Genomic DNA, 18,017 nt, shown 5'->3' on the forward strand with positions numbered 1-18,017 from the left:
TCATCGGGTGTACATCATGGACGTGGCGGATCTGAAGGTATTCGACGCTGTCGCTCGCCTCGGAAGCATGAGCCGCGCAGCGCTGGAGCTGCATACGGTGCAGTCGAATGTCACGGGACGAATCCGGTCCCTCGAAGGCGAGGTGGGCGTCGCGCTGTTCGAGCGGCATGTGCGCGGCGTGAGGATGACGCCCGCCGGGCAGCGGATGCTGCCCTATGCGGCGCGAGCGGCCCGGCTGGTCGCCGACGCGCGGCTTGCCGCACTCGACGATGGTCCGCCCTGCGGCACGCTCGCGATTGGTGCGTTATGGACCACGGGCGCGCTTCAGCTAAGCCGTGCGCTGAGTCACTTCGCGAGCCTGTATCCGCAAGTCGGATTGTCGTTGACGACGGGTACGAGCGATGGGCTGACGGACGCCGTAGCCGAGTGCCGTCTGGATGGCGCATTCGTTGCAGGCCCGCAAGACGATCCCGGCCTCGATGTCGAGACGGTCTTCCGCGAGGAACTCGTGCTCGTCACACCGGCGGCGATGCGCTCGTTGAACGAAGTGGGAAGCGTTGGAAATCTGAAGACGATCGTATTCAGCCAGGGCTGTTCGTATCGCGAGCGACTCGATTTGCTGCTCGCCGAAATGGGCATTCTGTCGGTCGCGGCGCTTGCATTCGGCTCGATCGAGGCGATCCTCTCGTGCGTCGCGGCGGGCATCGGTATTACGTTGTTGCCGCGAGGAATCGTGTCGAATGCGGAGCAGAGGAATCACGTCGCGGTCCACGCGCTCGCATCCGACACGGCGCGCATGGAGACGCTGTTCGTGCGGCGGCGCGACGCTTATCTGTCGAATGCGATGCGTGCGTTTCTCGATGTCGCGCGGTCCGAGGCTGGGCCGCTGCCTTGATCTCGTGTTTGCCGTTTGAAGGACCTCGCTACATTCAACCTGGAGCAGCGCATGATGGGAAAGGTTCGAATCCGCTCGTTGTTTGGTTTATTGCTGACTGCCGCGATCAGCAGTGCGCCTGCTTCGGGCCAGACATGGCACGACAGCCGCGTGTCATACCGGGTCGCAAACGTGGATGGCCTATCTATCTTTTATCGCGAAGCGGGTCCGCGCGATGCGCCCACGGTACTTCTTCTGCACGGCTTTCCTTCGTCGTCACGCATGTTCGAGCCGTTGTTGAAAAGGCTCGGCGATCAGTATCATCTGGTCGCGCCCGACTTTCCCGGATTCGGACATAGCGATGCGCCCGCGCCCACTAGCTTTGCCTACACGTTCGACCATATCGCGGCCGTGACGAACCGATTCGTCGAGACGCTTGGACTCAAGTCGTATGTGATCTATATGCAGGACTACGGCGGGCCGGTCGGATTTCGCGTTGCGATGGCGCACCCTGAGCGCGTGAACGCGCTGATCATCCAGAATGCCGTCGCGCACGAGGACGGGCTTGGCCCGCTATGGAACACCCGCCGCGCGTTCTGGGCCGACCGTCAGGCGAACCAGGCAGCCGTCGAGCAAAACCTGATGTCGTTGCAGGCGGCGAAGCAGCGCCACATCGGTACCAGTCCGAACGTGGAGTCGTACGATCCCGATCTATGGACGGACGAATACGCGTTCCTTAGCCGTCCGGGACAGCGTGAAATTCAAAGCGATCTCTTCTACGACTATCGAACCAATGTAGCGTCCTATCCGCGCTGGCAAGCGTGGCTGCAAAAGACGCAGCCGAGAACGCTTGTTGTGTGGGGCCGTTACGATCCGTCGTTCCTGCCGGCGGAAGCGGACGCATATCGGCGCGATCTTCCAAAGGCCGAGATTCACGTTCTGGATGCGGGACATTTCGCGCTCGACGAAAAGCCCGATGAAATTGCCGAGCTGATACGCGGATTTCTTGCAGTCAAAAACCAATAAGCAAAATATAGGTTTAACGTTACGTGCAGTTGCTGCTGCAATCGCTGCGCGCAACGCGATAGCATCCAATCGTCTCTTGTTTGACGCCCGCCTCACTTTAGCCCTTCACACAGCAATCCACGCGCGACTTTGCTTTGCGCTCGTCGTCGTTTGGGACAACAATGTAGTGTGTTGCTGTATCTGCATCAGACAATCCGCAGTCTGCGAAAAGGATTCCTCACTCGTTAATAAGGAGGCGAAATGGTCCTAGGACCGAGTTCGACTTCGATCACAAGAAATGGCGAAGGCAAGCCGTCAGTCGTGTATGTCATCGACGACGATGAATCGATCCGGTTTGTGTTGAATGGGCTGGTGCGCTCGGTAGGTCTGCATGTGGAGACATTCGAGTCACCCAAGGATTTCCTCGCGTTTCCCAAGTACGACGCACCCAGTTGCCTGATTCTCGATGTCAGGCTGCGAGGCGAGAGTGGTCTTGCGTTCCAGCAGGAGGCGCATCGCTGCGGCGTGCGCATGCCGATCCTGTTCATCACGGCGCATGGTGACATCGAGATGACGGTCAAGGCGATGAAGGCGGGCGCGCTGGATTTCTTCGCCAAACCATTCCGCGATCAGGACATGCTCGACGCGATCGCTCACGCGCTCAAGCGCGATGCCGAGCGACGCGAGTCGGAACACGCATTGGCGACGCTGCAAGAGTCGTATGAATCGCTGACGCAACGCGAGCGTGAGGTGATGAAGTACGTGGTGTCCGGCATGTTGAACAAGCAGATTGCCTATGAGCTGCATCTGAGCGAAATCACCGTGAAAATTCATCGCGGCCAGGTGATGAAGAAAATGGCTTCGCGCTCGCTTCCCGACCTCGTTCGAAAAGCAGAGGCGCTTGGTATCGATCAACGGCAGACGAGTTCGAACTGATTCGCGGCGCGGCGCGCTTTACGCCGTTCGTGCTCGTTGTGCCAACACCTATTCCATCTGTTCAAAAGACAGTTTCATCTCTTTCGTCAAATTCGCGCCTACAAATGCCGGAAACGGGGCAATAATTTTGCACTCCGTTGAAATAAGGCCTGAACGGCATTTGAAGAGGTTGGAGAAGAATGAGACTGTCTCTATTCGCGTCGGCATCGTCAATAGCATTGCGTTTCAGACCAATATTCTTGCGCTCAATACAGCCGTTGCGCAGCCGAAGTGCGTTCGCTTGCGCAATGGTCGTCGTCCGCTTCCGTTGTGTTCTTTACATGATCCATGTTGGAGGTTGATATGAAATTCCCCTTGTCGTTCGCGTTATTTTGCGGCCTGTCGATCACGTGTATGCCGGTGCATGCGCAACAGCAGCCTCAGCCCGGATATCACTACACGTTGCCGACCAGTCTCGCCGTCGAGGCAGCGCAAGAAGCGATTCGCGTGTGTGAACAGAAGCAGTACTGGGTGACGGCGACGGTGGTCGATATGGACGGTGTGCCGCAAGTCGTCATACGCGGCGATCACGCGACGGTACACACGGGCGAATCGAGTTTCAGAAAAGCCTTTACGGTCGTCACGCTGGGGCCTGAATTCGGCTTCGACCGTTCGAGCGGATTCTTCGAACTGGTCAAAACGAGTCCTTACGCACCGCAACTCGCAACGGTTCACAACGTGATTGCACTGCCAGGTGCTGTAGCGTTCAAGGCGGGCGGCGAGATGGTGGGCGCGCTGGGAATCGGCGGGGCGCCGGGCGGGGACAAGGATGAAGTGTGTGCGGCTGCGGGTGTCGCCAAAGTGGCGAACCGGCTGCCGCACTGATCGCATTGCGCGGGATGTGATGTGGTAGCGAAGCGGGCGCTTCGCTACGCGTCTTTATGCAGCCGCGAGGCCACCATCGACGAGATAAATAGCCGCCGAGAACGTGACGATCGAAAGCACCGTGCTGATGAGAATCGACGTCGCGGCTTCGCTTTGATAGGCACCCGCTTCGTTCGCAAACATCGCGGGAATGGTCGCGGACGGCAGTGCGCAAAGCAGGATCATCTGTTGCGCGTAGAGACCATGCACGCCGAGCAGGACAGTCGCCGCGAACATCAACAGCGGGTGAATGAACAGCTTGAGCCCGAGGTTGGCCCAGACTTCGCTCGACAGCTTCAGCTTGACCGACGACATGATCAGCCCGAGGCAAAGCAGCGAAACGCCTGGCGTTGCCTTGCCGAGCAGATTGAAGGCTTCGGCGAGCACGGGCGGAAACTTGATCTGCAGCAGCGAGCAGACAATGCCAAGCGCCGGTGCCCACATCAACGGACGGCGCACGGCGCTCTTGATGCTCGCCAGAAACGCCTGCGTGCCGCTTCCTTCTCCGCTTGCGACGGTCAGCAGCATGGTCGTCAACGGAATCATCACGAGGCTTGCGATCAGGTTGAGAATGAGGACCGAATAGATGCTGCCAGGACCGAACATCGCCTGCAGGATTGGAATGCCCATGAACGCTGCATCGGGATAGCCGTTGACGAAGCCCTTGAGCGTCGCCGCCTTCAGTTCGCGATAGCGCCACCAGCCGAGCAGCAGCGCGATCGTATACATCCCCATGATGCCGATGAACGTCGCAAGAATCAGTTTGAAGTCGAACAGCTGCGAGCGCGGCGTGCTCGCTATGCCGACCAGCAGCAACGCCGGGAAAATCCAGCCGAGCACGAGCCGGCTGATCAGCAGACTGTCCGAATGATTCAGACGTTTGCGCTTGCCGGCGATAAAGCCGAGCACGATCACAAACGCAACGGGTAAAAGCGGACCAACAATCCTGTCTAACATCTCCTGACTCCAAGTGTTGTTATGCGATGCCGTAACGGTGTTCGTTTAAAGGTTGATGCGATAGTCGCGAATCACATCGGGGTTCGGCTCGATGCCGAGGCCGGGGCCTTGCGGCACGTCGATGCGGCCATTGCGCGGAATGATGGCGTCGCCATAGAGCTGCGCTTCGAGGTCGAAGTAGCGCCATTCGATCAGCGACTTCGGGCCGCCGAGCGCCGCGCTGGCATGCACGCTCGCGAGCAGGCCGGGGCCGTCGTAGAACGTGTGAACCATGACGGTCACGTTGTGCGCGTTCGCCAGTGCAAAGACCTTTTGCAGTTCCGTGATGCCGCCCATCTTCGCTGGGCTGGGCTGAATGAAATCGACGGAACCGGCTTCGAGCAGATGCTGAAAGTCCATCAACGTCGACGCGTTTTCGCCCGCCGCGACAGGAATGCCGCCTTGCTTGCGGACGGTGGCGAGACCCGCGTAGTTTTCGGGCGGCCACACGGGCTCTTCGATCCAGCGCAGATTGAACGGGCGGAATTGCTCGGTCATGTCGAGCGCTTCGCGAACCGTCCACGGGCAATTCACGTCGAGCGTGATTTCGATGTCGGGGCCCGCCGCTTCACGCGCGGCGCGCACGGTTTCGACGGTGACTTCATGGAGCTTCAGATGCCGGTAGCCGCTTTCCACCGCGCGCCGCACGTTGCGCGCAACCAGTTCCGGGTCGGCGTAACGGATCAGGCTCGCGTAACAAGCCAGCGACGTCGCCTCGGCACCGCCGAGAAGCTGATGAACCGGCTGGTTCGCGACCTTGCCCGCGATGTCCCACAGCGCGATATCGATCGCCGACAGGCCGTAGATAAACGCGCCGCTGCGGCCGAACACGTGGAATTTCTTCTGCAACTCGAACATCGACTTCTCGCGCAGCGCGACGTCGCGGCCGATCAGTTCAGGCGCAAGCATGCCGTCGATGACGAGCTTCACGGCGGGGATCGCCGTGAAGCCGAAGGTTTCGCCCCAGCCGACAGTGCCGTCGTCCGTGGTGACCTTGACGACGAGCGAGTCGACCACTTGCAGGTCTTTGGGTCCCCACACGCCGCCCGCCGACGGTCCGCCCGTCGTAAAGGGAATGCGCAGGGGAATGGTTTCGATGCTGGCAATTTTCATCTGGACGTACCTCGATCGGGTTGCGGAGCGGACCGGCGAAAGCCCGCCGTATGTTTTGCATGGTATGAGACATCCTGTTGTCCTTCAAGTGAACAAGTTGTTCCTTTTGTGCAAATCACTTGAGCGCGGCGTGCAACATAGGGCTTGATGACAGCGCTTTGCGCGTGATGATGGGTAAGGCGCTGCACGCGGGGAAGGGCTGCGTTTGCGTCAGGATGTAGAATAAGAAGACAAGCAACAGCCCTTACACGACCATGAGCGAACTCAACGTGCGGCGCGTCGAACGGCGGCCCCATCTCGCGGAGCACATCACACGCTCGCTGAGCGACGAGATCGCGTCCGGGCGGCTGAAGCCCGGCGACCGTCTGCCTACCGAGCACTTTCTTTCCGAGAACTTCGGGGTCAGCCGCAATGTGGTTCGGGAGGCGATTGCGAGCCTGCGCGCGCAAGGCCTGATCGAGTCGCGCCAAGGAGTCGGCGCGTTCGTCGCAGCGGCGCGCCAGCCGTCCGAACCGCTACAGCCGGTGAGTTCGCAACTGCTGGAAGGCGACGACACGATCCGCAACATGTTCGAAGTGCGGGCCGTGCTGGAGAGCCAGGCCGCCGCGCTTGCAGCCCTACACATGACCCCGCGCAGGCTCAAGCCGATTCAGGCAGCCGTCGAACGGATGCGCTACGAAGGCGCGCCGACATCGGACACCGTCAACGCGGACCTCGACTTTCATCGCGCGGTGGCGGCTGCGTCGGGCAACGACTATCTCGCCGCGATGATCCGCATCGTGCTCGAACCGATGCGCCCGCTGATCGCGGCGAACTTCGCGCGGCAAGGGCCGATGTTCGGCAAGATTCCCAATACGGCGCGTGCGGAGCATGAGACGCTGATTCAGGCGTTCATCGACAAAGACGCCGCGGCTGCGCGCGAACTCATGGGGCGGCATATCGTGAGCGCTGCATCGCGCTTTGGGTACGACATTTCGTTTTTCTGAGCCCGCGTACTTACACCGTGTAAAGAGTGATGTGAGTCGTACGCCGTTCATCTCTTGGTGCGTCGAACGTATAGTCGGCCCGTGCGTCGGCGATGCGTAGCCGACTGATACGCGTGGCCCGCCGGGCCGCGCCTGATCAGATGAGGATGGAACAGCGTATGAAACTGATATTTGTCGGCGATCCGATGTGCTCGTGGTGCTATGGCTTCGGCAAGGAAATGAGCGCGATTGCGCAAAGCATGCCGGATCTCGAAGTGCAGGTTGTCGTGGGCGGCATGGCGGCGGGATCGACTCAGGTGCTCGATGACGCAGCGAAACAGTTCAGGCTCACGCACTGGGCGCGCGTCGAGCAGATGAGCGGCGCGGAGTTCAACCGCGAAGCGCTGATGGCACGCAAGGACTTCGTCTACGATACGGAGCCGGTTTGCCGGGCTGTCGTGGCGGCGCGGATGGTTGCGCCCGGCGTCGATCTGCTGAAGGTGTTCCGTGCGTTTCAACGCGCGTTTTACGTCGACGGACTCGATACGACGGATGGCGAGGTGCTCGCGGAAATCGGCGCGAAGGCGATCGCGGAGCAAGGCATCGCGGTGACAGCCGATGCGTTCTTCGAAGTATTCAGCTCGGACGAGGCTATCGATGCCGCACAGCGCGATTTCGCTCTGACGCGCCGCCTGGGCGTGCAAGGCTTTCCGTCGTTGTTCGTTGAAGTCGACGGAAAGATTGGCCGTCTCACTTCGGGCTATGCAACGGCCGGGCAGGTCACGCGGGCGCTCGAGTCACTGGCCGCATAGCAGCGGCGTCTAAAGCAAGTAGAGCCACGCCAGCAGCGTCACGATGGAAAACAGCGTCGTCGTCGAAATGGCGGCGCCCGTCGATGTCTTCTCGACGTCGTACTCGACCGCGAGTACGTAGGCGCTCTTGGCCGTGGGCACGGCAGCGCAGATGACTGCCGCAAGGGTCGTCGTTCTGTCCAGCCCGACCGCGACGCATAGGCCATACACGACGAGCGGCATTGCAATCAGCTTGAGTGCCGCGAGCAACGCGTAGCGGCTCAGATGGCCGCGCAGTTCGTCGATCGACAGGTCGAGGCCGATGGCGAACAGCGCGCATGGCGTCAGCGCTTCGCCGAGGATGCCGAGGTAGGTGACAGCGGGCGCGGGCAACGTGAGCCCGCCGACCGACCACAACAAGCCGAGAATCGTGGCAAGAATCACCGGGTTCGTGCCGATCTGCTTCGCGAGCGCGCCGCCGCGCATCTTGCGCGAACCGGTCTGCTGATCGACTTCGAGCAGCACGACGAGGGCGGGAAACATGATCGCGCCGACAAACACCGTCGCGACGGCTGCAGCGAGCACGCCATGCTGACCTTGCAGCGCTTTGAGGATGGGCAGCGCGACGAAACCCGTGTTCGTCATCGAAACGATCGCGCCGAGCATGGCGCTTTTCCCGAGGCTTGCGTGCAGCACGGTGCGCGCGACGACGAGCGCGGCGGCGAAGCAGATCAGCGAGCCTGCGCCGAACGCGGCGAGGAAGCGCCACTCCAGAAGCGATTCGAGCGGCTCTTTAGCGACGGTCAGAAAGACGAGCGCCGGCATCGCGACGTAGTAGGCGAACTGCATCAGCGGCCCGGCGACCGTGTGCGGCAGATAGCCCCCTACGCGGGCGAGCCAGCCCGTCAGGATGATCGCGAAGATCGGCAATATCAGACTTGCGATGTGCATGATGGCGCTCCCTGCGTAGATGGGACGTCCGGATGCAGTTGCGTGTGCAAGATTTCGCGGGTGATGTGCCGGGCCAATCCTCAACCGTTAGACCAATGACAAAAAGGCAAGTCCGCAGGCACGATCTCGCCAGAGAAGAGTAGTCGATCTGGACGTCGGCGGAGAGCGATCCTCCGCGGTATTTCAAGTCAGCTTGAGCGTCACCACGCCGGACAGGATGACGACGGCGGCAATCGAGCGGCCATAGCCGCTGCGCTCCTTGAGAAAGAAGACGGAGATCGCGGTGCCGAAGAGAATCGCCGATTCTCGCAAAGCTGCAACCATCGCAATCGGCGCGCGCGTCATCGCCCATAGCACGAGTGCATAGGCGGCAAGCGTGCAGGCGCCCCCGATCAACATGAGGTGCCAGCGGGCGCGCAGATGTCGCCGGGCGGCTTCGCCGCGACGCGCGACCGCCCACACGAGAATAGGCGGTGCGGTAAGCGCGAACATCCACATCGTGTACGACGCAGGATGCCCGGACATGCGCACGCCCGTTCCGTCGACGAGCGTATAGACCGTTACGGTGACGGCGTTCATGAGCGCGAAACGGCTGGTGCGCGCGGTGCTGTCGCCCGCCGGGGTCACGAACAACAGGCCCAATATGCCCGCGCAAATGAGCAGGATGCCACTCCATTCGCCCATCGTGAGCCGCTCGCCGATGATCGGACCGCTTGCGAGCGCAACGAGCAACGGCGGCGCGCCGCGCATCAATGGATACGCGTGGCTCATGTCGCCGCTGCGATACGCCGCGCCGATCAGCACGAAATAGAAGATGTGAATCACGCCCGATGCCGCGATGTAGGGCCAGCTGCTCGCAGCAGGCAACGGCAGGAACGGCAGCGAGACCAGGCAAAGGGCGGCTGCGCTGGACGTCACGAATACGATGTCGAGAAACTTGTCCGGACTGGACTTCACGACGGCATTCCAGCTTGCATGAAGCAACGCGGCGAAAAGCACCAGCAGCATGACACCTGTGGACATGGTTTCGACTCTCCTGTATCTGACAGGAGAATATCTATCTTGTGACGACCGGACAAACCAGATAAATTGGCCATTCGCGTTAAATAAACTAACCCGAATGAAGCGAGTCTTGCCCCCGCTCAATGCGTTGCGTGCTTTCGAGGCTGCCGGAAGGTTGGGCAGCTTCAAGGAAGCCGCCGCCGAATTGCACGTCACTCATGGCGCAGTGAGCCAGCAGGTGCGTCTGCTCGAAGAGTGGCTCGGCGCGCCGCTGTTCGAGCGGCACAATCGGCGCGTCGAGCTTACACCGGCCGCGAAAGCTTACCTCGATGAAGTTGGCCCCGTGTTCGAGCAGCTCGCGCAGGCCACCGCGAGATACGGCGTAGCGGGAAGGGTTTCGCGAACGCTGACCGTCAATGCCGTGGCGACCTTCACTTTGCGCTGGCTGGTGCCGAGGCACGCGCGCTTTCGCGACGCGCATCCGGGGATCGACGTGAGGGTGGAGACGTCGAACGAACCGCTGGAAAACCTGAAAGAGACTTACGACGTGATCATCCGGGGCGGGCCGGACACGTTCTACGGATACACGATGCGGCCGTTTCTTTCCGAGGAAAGGATTCCCGTCTGCAGTCCGGCTCTGCTTGAACGCATTCCTCTTCGGACGTTCGATGATCTACGCCAGCACACGTTGCTGCACACGTCGAGTCTGCCGCGAGTCTGGCCGAACTGGCTGGCGAAGGTAGAGATGCCCGCACTCGTACCCGCTGCCAACCTCACGTTCGATCACTTCTACCTCGCGCTGCAGGCTGCTGTCGATGGCATCGGCATTGCGATGGGCCCGACTGCGCTGGTCGCCGACGATATCGCCACGGGCCGGCTCGTCATGCCGTTCGATCGTCCGCGTCTGCCGTCGCGCAGCTATTGCACCTACGTCCCGGATGCGAAGTCGACGGATGAACTGGTCATCACGTTTTGCGCATGGCTTGAACGGGAGGGCAATGATTCTTCGGCAATTTCGATGACGTGATCCAGTTTTGCCGATTCACGTTGCCGTGTACGGCGCATACACTGCCTGTCGGAGACTCATGGCAATCAGGTGTCGATAGTGGACAGTGTCAATCTCGAAGTGTTGAAGGTTAGTGCGCGCTGGCTCGAACAGGGACATCGCGTGCTGCTCGTGACGGTAGTGAAGACGTGGGGTTCGTCGCCGCGTCCCGAAGGCGCGATGCTCGTTGTGCGCGACGATGGTGCCGTGGTCGGCTCGGTATCGGGCGGCCGCATCGAAGACGATCTGATCGATCGCGTGCGTCAGCGCGGAATCCAGCAGACGAAGCCCGAAGTCGTTAAATACGGCATCAAGGCGGAAGAGGCGCATCGCTTCGGCTTGCCATGCGGCGGCACGATCCAGCTCGTGCTGGAGCCTTTGACGAAGGCAAGCGGCATTGCTGAACTGTGCGATGCCGTTGAAGACGGACGGCTCGTTGCGCGCGCACTCGATATGGAAACGGGTGTCGCGCGTTTGAGTCCCGCGCAAGCAACCGACGGCGTCGACTTCAACGGCAAGTATTTGTTGACGATACACGGCCCGCGTTACCGGATGCTGGTGATCGGCGCGGGACAACTGTCGCGCTATCTGTGCAATATCGCCGTGGGACTCGATTATCAGGTGACGGTGTGCGATCCGCGCGAAGAATACACGGACGAGTGGGACGTGCCCGGCACGAAAATCGTTCGTACGATGCCCGACGATACCGTGCTCGATATGAAGCTCGATGAGCGCTGCGCCGTGATCGCGCTCACGCATGACCCAAAGCTCGACGATCTTGCGCTGATGGAAGCGTTGAAAACGCCTGCGTTCTACGTCGGCGCATTAGGCTCACGGCGCAATAACGCAGCGCGTCGCGAAAGGCTCAAGGAGTTCGATCTCACCGAGACGGAACTCGCGCGGCTGCATGGGCCGGTTGGGATTTATATCGGCAGCAGAACGCCGCCTGAGATCGCGGTGTCGATCCTCGCCGAAGTCACGGCCGTGAAGAACGGCGTCATCATGCCGCCGTCGTTGCAGGTCGGCGCGGCAAAGAGCGCGCAGGGCACGGCGTCATCCATCGTCGATTCAGAGCTCGCATGCTTCGCCTGACGCACGCTCCGAAGCGAACTACTTCGCGTTAGCCGCCGTATCAAATGGACTCAGTTGCGCGGCGGCGGCGAACATCTCGGTGAACTGATCGAGCGCCGCGAGCGTGTCGCGTCCGCTGCGCGTGATCCGGTAAAACGAAAACTCCACTTCCGGCCGGATCACGTCGATGCGTACCTGGTAGTGCCGGCAAATGTGCTCGCAGAACGACGGCATGATCGCGACGCCGAGTCCTTCGTGCGCCATCGCAATCGCCGTCTGCAGATGCCCGATCACCGTCCGGCGGCCCGTCGTTACCTCTTCTTTCGACAGCGATGCCTCGATCAGACGCTGCAACGGGTTGTCCTTCGGCAGCGTGATGAGCGGAAGCCCTTCGAGCGCGCGCCATTGCACGCCGTCGCGCGGCACCTTGCCAATGCCATGCGCGCTTTCCATCGTCGACGAGACCACGACGAGCCGCGTCGGAAAGATCGGCACGCGATCGATGCCGGAAAGCTGCGAAAAGAAAATCCCGAACGCAGCATCGAGATCGCCTTCCTCGACCATCTTCAGCAGTTCGCCCGGCGGACGGTCGACGAGTTCGATCTGCGCGTCGGGGTTGGTCTCCGCGAAGCGCGCGAGCACTTGCGGCATCAGGCTCGCGGCGATCATCGGCGTGCAGCCCAGCAGCAACGAGGCCTGTTTTTGCCGGCCCAGCTCGTTCAGCTCGATCACGGATTTTTCGAGCGTCTCGACGATCTTCATCGCGGTCGGGTAGAACAGGCGGCCCGCTTCCGTCAGCGCGACGGTGCGCGTGGTGCGCTCGAACAGGCGGCAATTGAGCTGCGTTTCGAGTTCGCGAATGATCGCGCTCAGCGCGGCCTGACTCAAATGCATGCTCTGCGCGGTCTTCGTGAAGCTCGATGCGTTCGCGACGCCGAGAAAGACTTTGAGTTGTTTGAGGGACAGGTTCATCGACGGCGATCCTTGAGGCGGGGCACGGTAGGGCTGCCCGGATTCTATCGCCGTGCAGGCGTGTCCGCGACCGGGACAAGACCCGATCGCGGGCACGCTGCCGCCGTGACGCGGCGGCGGATCATGCCGCGCAAACGTTGCAACCGCGCGTGTTTCAAGCGAAAGCGCGGGCGGGCCTGGCGTTTTTTACGCGAATGCGTACCGGCCTTCGTCATCACGGACGATCGTCCGCGTGGCGCCCGTATCTTCGAGCCAGCGCACGATTTCGCGGCCATCGCGCGTACCCGTTGCGGACATCAGCTCGGTAAAGCGCTTCGGGCCATCTGCGAGGGCGGCTTCGAGCGAGTCGAAGCGCGCGCCCGTGAACGCGGGCGGCGTCGGCACGCGGTGTTCGAGATCGCGCTCCTCGCCGGGACGCAGCAGCGGCAGCGTGAGATCGAAGCCCACCTTTGCCGTCACCGTCGCGCCGTCGAGCGAAGGATCGAGCGGCATCGCGCGCATGCCGCTGTGCATCACGAGATCGCGGTCGGCCTGGAAGCGCGTCGCGAGCGCCCAGTCCATCTGCTCGTCGGAGAAGATGTCGATGTCGGGATCGACGACGAACACATGCTTGACGTTCGCAAGCGAAGCGAACACGGCGGCGATCGCGTTGCGCGCTTCGCCGGGCACGCGCTGTTGCATCGCGACGCGCACGTTGAACATGCCGCCCGTCGCGGGGCTCGCATACACGCTCTTGATCTCGCGCACCGCTGTTTCGAGTGCGCGCCAGACGGTCACTTCCGTGCGCAGCGCGGCGAGTTGAGCGGTATCGGTGCGCGCCATCGTGCGGCCGCCGATCGTGCATGTCTGGAACACGGCATCCTTGCGATGCGTGATGGCCGTCAGGTGAAACACCGGGTTCGTCTTGATGCCGCCGTAGTAGCCGAGGAATTCGCCATACGGCCCTTCCGGCTCCGCATGCCCGCGTTCATCCAGATAGCCTTCGAGGATGAACTCCGCGTCGGCGGGTACGAGCAGATCGTTGGTCACGCATTTGACGACACCCATCGGTGCGCCGCGCAATGCGGCGACGAGTTCGAGTTCGTCGGCGGGAATGCGCATCGTCGCGCCGACGTGGTCGATGGGATGCGTGCCGACGGCGAACGCGATCGGCAGCCGCTCGCCGCGCTTCGCGTGGGCAATGGCGATGGCGCGCAGATCCGACGGCGCGACGAGATCGACGCCCGCCGTGCGCCGGCCGCGCAGCATCAGACGGCGAATACCGACGTTGGTCCAGCCCGTGTCGGGATCGACCGCGAAGTCGATCGACGCGGAGATATACGGCGCGCCGTCCAGATCGTGCTGCAGATGCACGGGCAGCGCGGTGAAGTCGCACTCGTCGCCCGTCAGCACGACCTGTTGCACGGGCGCTTCTTCGCGGCGCACTTCGACGAGTTTGCCTTTGCTGCGCAGACGGTCGCGCACGACTTCGAGCAGTTGCGCGGGCGTGGTGTCGAAGGCTTTGGCGAGGCGCGTACGGCTTGCCGCAACGCTGCCCGCGAGCGACACCGTGCCGCCCGCCGGCTGCTGGAACCATACCGCGCGCGGGTTGCCTTCCATGATGCGGGCGATATCGGCGAGATCGACGGGCTCGTCGCGACGTTCGAGTTCCGTGTCGTCGAGCGACGCGAGAAAGCGCCGCAGTCGGAAGCGTTCGAGGTCAGGCAGTTCCGCGCCTTGCGCGGTCGAATGAATGGCTGTCTTGGGTCTCAATGTCGTGTCCTTATGTGCAGGGCGCTACGTGATGCGCGCCCTCAGAAGCGTGCTGACAGCGCAGTGGCCGCGAGGTGCGCGGCAAAGCCGCTCGAACCCGCGGCGGGCATGTCGGGCGCGAGATGCAGGAACTGCTTGACGGCGCGCAGCGTGACGGCGCTGCAGCCTAGCAGCGTGTCGGTGAGCGCATCGGCTTCGTCGTCGAGCGACGCAACGGGCACGACGCGGCTTACGAGACCCGCAACGAGCGCTTCCTGCGCCGACAGCCGCGCGCGGCTCAGCACCATGTGCGCAACCGTCTTCACGGGAACGCGTCCGATCAGCGCGGACATGACCAGTGTCGGCGGAATGTCGCGTTCCATTTCGGGGATCTGGAAGATCGCGTCGTCGGCGGCGAGCGCGACGTCGCACACGCCCGCCAGCGCGCAGCCGACCCCGATCGCCTCACCTCGCACCACGGAAAGCACGGGCACGCGCACGGCCTTCAACGCATCGTAAAGCGCGAGCGGCGGCGCGGCGACCACGCGCCGCAACGTTTCCGCCGACGGCTTGGCGCCTTGAGGCGGCATCGGCGACTGGCGGCCTTTGCAGAAGTCCTTGCCGCTGCTGACAATGCGCACGAGCTTCGTATCGTCATCGATCGTGGTGACGGCGGCGATGATCGCATCGCTCATCGGCTGATCGATCAGGTTGCCGTTCTCGGGCCGGTCGAGCACGATGTCGAGCAGCGCGCCCTTGCGGCGGATTGCGACGGATTCAGTGGACATGTGCGCCTCCTTGAGCGCGATGAATGTATTCCCAGACTACTTTTGGCGTGGCGGGCATCGCGAGTTCGTCGTTGCCGTACTCGCGCAGCGCGTCGGCCAGCGCGTTGAAAATCGTCGCTGTGGCGGGCGTGATGCCGCTTTCGCCGCCGCCTTTCACGCGCAGCGGATTGCCATGCGTCGGGTCTTCCGTCAGTTCCACATTGAGTGGCGGAATCACGCCGGCGCGCGGCATGCCGTAATCCATGTACGAACCCGTCAGCACCTGTCCCGTATCGCGATCCACGTAGAAGCCTTCCGAGAGCGCCTGGCCGATGCCCTGCGCGAGCCCGCCATGCACCTGGCCTTCGACGATCAGCGGATTGATCGGCTGCCCCACGTCGTCGACGGACGTGTAGTTCACGAGTTCCACCATGCCCGTATCGGGGTCCACTTCGAGTTCGCAGATCGCGGCGCCCGTCGGATGCGCGGGAACACGCGTGTTGACTTCGGCGTGCGCGTAGAGCTTTTTCATCGACGGGTCGCCGGGCACGCCGTCCTTCGAAACCTGATGCGCGACTTCTGCGAGACTGATCCGCTTGCCCGAAGCGGACGCCGTGAACGACGCATTCGCGAATTCGACGCCGGACGCGTCCACGCCGAACAGCGCGGCGGCGACCTGCTTACCCGTCGCGATGATCTGCTGCGCCGTGTCGACGAGCAGCATGCCGCCGAGGCGCATCGTGCGGTCCGAGTGGCTGCCGCCACCGACGCTCACGAAGGCCGTGTCGCCCGTGCGCAGCTTCACGGCTTCCATCGGCACGCCGAGTTGATGCGCGATGACCTGCGCGAACGTCGTTTCGTGGCCCTGGCCCGTCGACTGCGTGCCCGACACGATATCGACGCTGCCGTCCGCGCGCACCGTCAACTCGATACGCTCGCGCGGTGCGCCGACGGGCGACTCGATGTAGTTCGCAAGCCCGATGCCGCGCAAGCGGCCATTCGCGCGCGATTGCGCGCGGCGCTCCTCGAAGCTGTCCCACTGCGCGAGCGTCAATGCGCGCGCCATGTTGCGCTCGAATTCGCCGCTGTCGTACGTGAGGCCCATCGGGCTGCGGTACGGCAGCTTGTCATGCGTGACGAGATTACGCCGGCGAATTTCCGCGCGCTCTATGCCGAGTTCGGCGGCAGCAAGATCGAGCATGCGTTCGATCACATGCGTCGCTTCGGGCCGGCCCGCGCCGCGATAGGGTGCAGTCGGCACCGTGTTGGTCATGACGGCACTGACGTGTACGGCGGCTACGGGCACGTCGTAGACGGTCGTCATGATGCGCGTGCCGTTCGACATCGGCACGTAGGACACCGTATGCGCGCCGACGTTGCCGATCCATTCGTTGTCGATGGCGAGAATGCGGCCGTCTTTCGAAAAACCGATTGCGGAGCGGATGATCGCGTCGCGCCCCTGATAGTCGGACAGGAATGCTTCGCTGCGGTCGCTCGTCCATTTCACCGGTCTTCCGATGCGGCGCGCCGCCCACACCACAGCCAGTTGCTCGACGTAGACGAACGAGCGCGGCCCGAAGCCGCCGCCCGTATCGGGGCAGACGACGCGCATCCGCGCAGGCGGCACCTTCAGCGCGGCAGCGAGCACTAGTTGCTGGCGCACCGCGCCCTGGCTGCCGGAGATCAGCGTGTAGACGTCGTTGTCTGCGTCGTGCATGCCGATCGCGCTGCGCGGCTCCATCTGGCAATTGACGAGCCGGCTGTGATGAAACTCCCGACGGACGACGTGATCAGCTTCCGCGAGAATCTTGCGCACGGCTTCGCGGTCGCCGATCTGCGTCTGAAAGCACAGGTTGCCGGGCGCGCCGTCCCACAGTTGTGGCGCGTCGGGCTGCATCGCGTCGGCGCCGTTGATGACAGCATCGAGCACGTCGTAATCGACTTCGATCAGTTCCGACGCATTGCGCGCCTGCAGCGGCGTTTCGGCGATCACCATCGCAATCGCCTCGCCGACATAGCGCACGCGGTCCACGGGCAGCGGGATATGAAACTGATTGAAGATCGAGCCCGTCAGCGACGTGAGGAAGGCTTTCTTCGTGGCGTCGACGGCATCGACGGGATTCGGCACATGATCGACGCCCTGAAAGCCGTCGTCGAGATAGTCCTGGCCGACCAGCACGGCGATCACGCCGGGCGCTTCCTGCGCGGCGCTGATATCGACAGAACGCAATACTGCATGCGCATGAGGCGAGCGCAGAAAGGCCGCATGCAACTGGCCATCGACGCGAATGTCGTCGGTGTACTGGCCGTTGCCCGTCACGAAGCGCTGGTCTTCGACGCGAGGTATCGGTTTGCCGATCATGACGCGTGTTCCTCCGTCTTCGCGAATGGCGCCTCGGGGTACATCTCGCGTGCTGCGTGACGCACCGCTTCGATGATGTTCACGTAACCCGTGCATCGGCAGATGTTGCCTTCCAGCGCGTGACTGATGCTCGCCACGTCGAGCGCCGGTTCCTTGCGCAGATAGAACGCGCTGGCCATGATCATGCCGGGCGTGCAGAAGCCGCACTGCAGGCCGTGGCACTGCACGAACGCGTTCTGCACAGGGTGCAGCTTGCCGCCGCATTGCGCGCTCAGACCTTCGACGGTCACGACCTGTCCGCCGCTCGCCTGAGCGGCGAGCACGGTGCAGGATTTGACGGCGTTGCCGTCGAGATGAACGGTACACGCGCCGCATTGGCTCGTATCGCAACCGACATGCGTGCCCGTCAGCCGCACATGCTCGCGCAGAAATTCGACGAGCAGCGTGTTGTCGGGCACGTCGTGCGAGACGTCCGTGCCGTTCACCTGGAGTTGGACTTCAACCATGATTCACCTGTCTTTCCCGTTCATGCA

The 18,017-nt window shown here is 62.5% G+C and carries 17 protein-coding genes; 8 read left to right on the top strand and 9 right to left on the bottom strand.

Annotated features, from left to right (window positions below; translation table 11 throughout):
* Positions 1 to 16: 16 nt before the first annotated feature.
* The 4 genes from C2L65_RS30740 to C2L65_RS30755 all read left to right on the top strand — a co-directional run bounded on the left by C2L65_RS30740 (position 17) and on the right by C2L65_RS30755 (position 3,679).
* Positions 17 to 895 (top strand): LysR substrate-binding domain-containing protein, encoded by an 879-nt coding sequence (locus tag C2L65_RS30740; RefSeq protein ID WP_042306772.1) that lies wholly within the window; start codon positions 17 to 19, stop codon positions 893 to 895.
* A 51-nt stretch (positions 896 to 946) separates the two neighbouring features.
* Positions 947 to 1,900 (top strand): alpha/beta fold hydrolase, encoded by a 954-nt coding sequence (locus C2L65_RS30745; protein WP_042306594.1) that lies wholly within the window; start codon positions 947 to 949, stop codon positions 1,898 to 1,900.
* A gap of 240 nt (positions 1,901 to 2,140) precedes the next feature.
* The gene (locus C2L65_RS30750; protein WP_042306595.1) at positions 2,141 to 2,815 is read left to right on the top strand and encodes a response regulator transcription factor; all 675 of its coding nucleotides are present in this window, start codon (positions 2,141 to 2,143) and stop codon (positions 2,813 to 2,815) included.
* A 342-nt stretch (positions 2,816 to 3,157) separates the two neighbouring features.
* Complete coding sequence (locus C2L65_RS30755; RefSeq protein WP_042306596.1) at positions 3,158 to 3,679, top strand: GlcG/HbpS family heme-binding protein; 522 nt, start codon at positions 3,158 to 3,160, stop codon at positions 3,677 to 3,679.
* A 54-nt stretch (positions 3,680 to 3,733) separates the two neighbouring features.
* Here C2L65_RS30755 and C2L65_RS30760 read toward each other — a convergent pair whose 3' ends face one another.
* Together C2L65_RS30760 and C2L65_RS30765 are read right to left on the bottom strand one after the other, a co-directional pair.
* Positions 3,734 to 4,675 carry an AEC family transporter gene (locus C2L65_RS30760; RefSeq protein WP_042306597.1) on the bottom strand — a complete coding sequence of 314 codons (942 nt, stop codon included), beginning with the start codon at positions 4,673 to 4,675 and terminating at the stop codon, positions 3,734 to 3,736.
* A 45-nt stretch (positions 4,676 to 4,720) separates the two neighbouring features.
* Positions 4,721 to 5,827 (bottom strand): mandelate racemase/muconate lactonizing enzyme family protein, encoded by a 1,107-nt coding sequence (locus C2L65_RS30765; RefSeq protein WP_007584561.1) that lies wholly within the window; start codon positions 5,825 to 5,827, stop codon positions 4,721 to 4,723.
* A gap of 254 nt (positions 5,828 to 6,081) precedes the next feature.
* Here C2L65_RS30765 and C2L65_RS30770 point away from each other — a divergent pair, with 254 nt between their 5' ends.
* Together C2L65_RS30770 and C2L65_RS30775 are read left to right on the top strand one after the other, a co-directional pair.
* Entirely contained in the window at positions 6,082 to 6,813 is a 732-nt protein-coding gene (locus tag C2L65_RS30770) for a FadR/GntR family transcriptional regulator (RefSeq protein ID WP_042306598.1), read from the top strand.
* 158 nt (positions 6,814 to 6,971) lie between these two features.
* Positions 6,972 to 7,604, top strand: a complete 633-nt coding sequence (locus C2L65_RS30775; protein ID WP_042306774.1) for a DsbA family protein — start codon at positions 6,972 to 6,974, stop codon at positions 7,602 to 7,604.
* A gap of 9 nt (positions 7,605 to 7,613) precedes the next feature.
* On the opposite strand, the gene C2L65_RS30780 is transcribed toward C2L65_RS30775, so the two are convergent.
* Entirely contained in the window at positions 7,614 to 8,534 is a 921-nt protein-coding gene (locus C2L65_RS30780) for an AEC family transporter (RefSeq protein WP_042306599.1), read from the bottom strand.
* Positions 8,535 to 8,717: 183 nt separating this feature from the next.
* The gene (locus tag C2L65_RS30785; RefSeq protein ID WP_042306600.1) at positions 8,718 to 9,557 is read right to left on the bottom strand and encodes a DMT family transporter; all 840 of its coding nucleotides are present in this window, start codon (positions 9,555 to 9,557) and stop codon (positions 8,718 to 8,720) included.
* Positions 9,558 to 9,654: 97 nt separating this feature from the next.
* Between C2L65_RS30785 and gcvA the strand changes: the two genes are divergently transcribed.
* Together gcvA and C2L65_RS30795 are read left to right on the top strand one after the other, a co-directional pair.
* Entirely contained in the window at positions 9,655 to 10,563 is a 909-nt protein-coding gene (gene gcvA, locus C2L65_RS30790) for a transcriptional regulator GcvA (protein ID WP_042306601.1), read from the top strand.
* Positions 10,564 to 10,641: 78 nt separating this feature from the next.
* Entirely contained in the window at positions 10,642 to 11,673 is a 1,032-nt protein-coding gene (locus C2L65_RS30795) for an XdhC family protein (RefSeq protein WP_042306602.1), read from the top strand.
* 18 nt (positions 11,674 to 11,691) lie between these two features.
* On the opposite strand, the gene C2L65_RS30800 is transcribed toward C2L65_RS30795, so the two are convergent.
* From C2L65_RS30800 to C2L65_RS30820, 5 genes are all read right to left on the bottom strand, one after another.
* Positions 11,692 to 12,624, bottom strand: a complete 933-nt coding sequence (locus C2L65_RS30800; protein WP_007584573.1) for a LysR family transcriptional regulator — start codon at positions 12,622 to 12,624, stop codon at positions 11,692 to 11,694.
* A gap of 186 nt (positions 12,625 to 12,810) precedes the next feature.
* A complete protein-coding gene (locus C2L65_RS30805; protein WP_042306603.1) occupies positions 12,811 to 14,376 on the bottom strand; it encodes a UbiD family decarboxylase in 1,566 nt (521 codons plus the stop codon).
* A 41-nt stretch (positions 14,377 to 14,417) separates the two neighbouring features.
* A complete protein-coding gene (locus tag C2L65_RS30810) occupies positions 14,418 to 15,143 on the bottom strand; it encodes an enoyl-CoA hydratase/isomerase family protein (protein ID WP_042306604.1) in 726 nt (241 codons plus the stop codon).
* Complete coding sequence (locus tag C2L65_RS30815) at positions 15,133 to 17,484, bottom strand: xanthine dehydrogenase family protein molybdopterin-binding subunit (RefSeq protein WP_042306605.1); 2,352 nt, start codon at positions 17,482 to 17,484, stop codon at positions 15,133 to 15,135. Before C2L65_RS30815 ends, C2L65_RS30810 begins: the two co-directional genes overlap by 11 nt.
* Entirely contained in the window at positions 17,481 to 17,990 is a 510-nt protein-coding gene (locus tag C2L65_RS30820; protein ID WP_042306606.1) for a (2Fe-2S)-binding protein, read from the bottom strand. The genes C2L65_RS30815 and C2L65_RS30820 overlap by 4 nt, the downstream gene beginning before the upstream one ends.
* Between the last annotated feature and the right edge of the window lie 27 nt (positions 17,991 to 18,017).

The sequence above is a fragment of the Paraburkholderia terrae genome (assembly GCF_002902925.1).
Lineage (GTDB): Bacteria > Pseudomonadota > Gammaproteobacteria > Burkholderiales > Burkholderiaceae > Paraburkholderia > Paraburkholderia terrae.

Bases quoted from the DNA above. Each gene is read 5' to 3' on its own strand.
- C2L65_RS30740 (WP_042306772.1), top strand. From the start codon at position 17: ATGGACGTGGCGGATCTGAAGGTATTCGACGCTGTCGCTCGCCTCGGA.
- C2L65_RS30745 (WP_042306594.1), top strand. From the start codon at position 947: ATGATGGGAAAGGTTCGAATCCGCTCGTTGTTTGGTTTATTGCTGACT.
- C2L65_RS30750 (WP_042306595.1), top strand. From the start codon at position 2,141: ATGGTCCTAGGACCGAGTTCGACTTCGATCACAAGAAATGGCGAAGGC.
- C2L65_RS30755 (WP_042306596.1), top strand. From the start codon at position 3,158: ATGAAATTCCCCTTGTCGTTCGCGTTATTTTGCGGCCTGTCGATCACG.
- C2L65_RS30760 (WP_042306597.1), bottom strand. From the start codon at position 4,675: ATGTTAGACAGGATTGTTGGTCCGCTTTTACCCGTTGCGTTTGTGATC.
- C2L65_RS30765 (WP_007584561.1), bottom strand. From the start codon at position 5,827: ATGAAAATTGCCAGCATCGAAACCATTCCCCTGCGCATTCCCTTTACG.
- C2L65_RS30770 (WP_042306598.1), top strand. From the start codon at position 6,082: ATGAGCGAACTCAACGTGCGGCGCGTCGAACGGCGGCCCCATCTCGCG.
- C2L65_RS30775 (WP_042306774.1), top strand. From the start codon at position 6,972: ATGAAACTGATATTTGTCGGCGATCCGATGTGCTCGTGGTGCTATGGC.
- C2L65_RS30780 (WP_042306599.1), bottom strand. From the start codon at position 8,534: ATGCACATCGCAAGTCTGATATTGCCGATCTTCGCGATCATCCTGACG.
- C2L65_RS30785 (WP_042306600.1), bottom strand. From the start codon at position 9,557: ATGTCCACAGGTGTCATGCTGCTGGTGCTTTTCGCCGCGTTGCTTCAT.
- gcvA (WP_042306601.1), top strand. From the start codon at position 9,655: ATGAAGCGAGTCTTGCCCCCGCTCAATGCGTTGCGTGCTTTCGAGGCT.
- C2L65_RS30800 (WP_007584573.1), bottom strand. From the start codon at position 12,624: ATGAACCTGTCCCTCAAACAACTCAAAGTCTTTCTCGGCGTCGCGAAC.
- C2L65_RS30810 (WP_042306604.1), bottom strand. From the start codon at position 15,143: ATGTCCACTGAATCCGTCGCAATCCGCCGCAAGGGCGCGCTGCTCGAC.
- C2L65_RS30815 (WP_042306605.1), bottom strand. From the start codon at position 17,484: ATGATCGGCAAACCGATACCTCGCGTCGAAGACCAGCGCTTCGTGACG.
- C2L65_RS30820 (WP_042306606.1), bottom strand. From the start codon at position 17,990: ATGGTTGAAGTCCAACTCCAGGTGAACGGCACGGACGTCTCGCACGAC.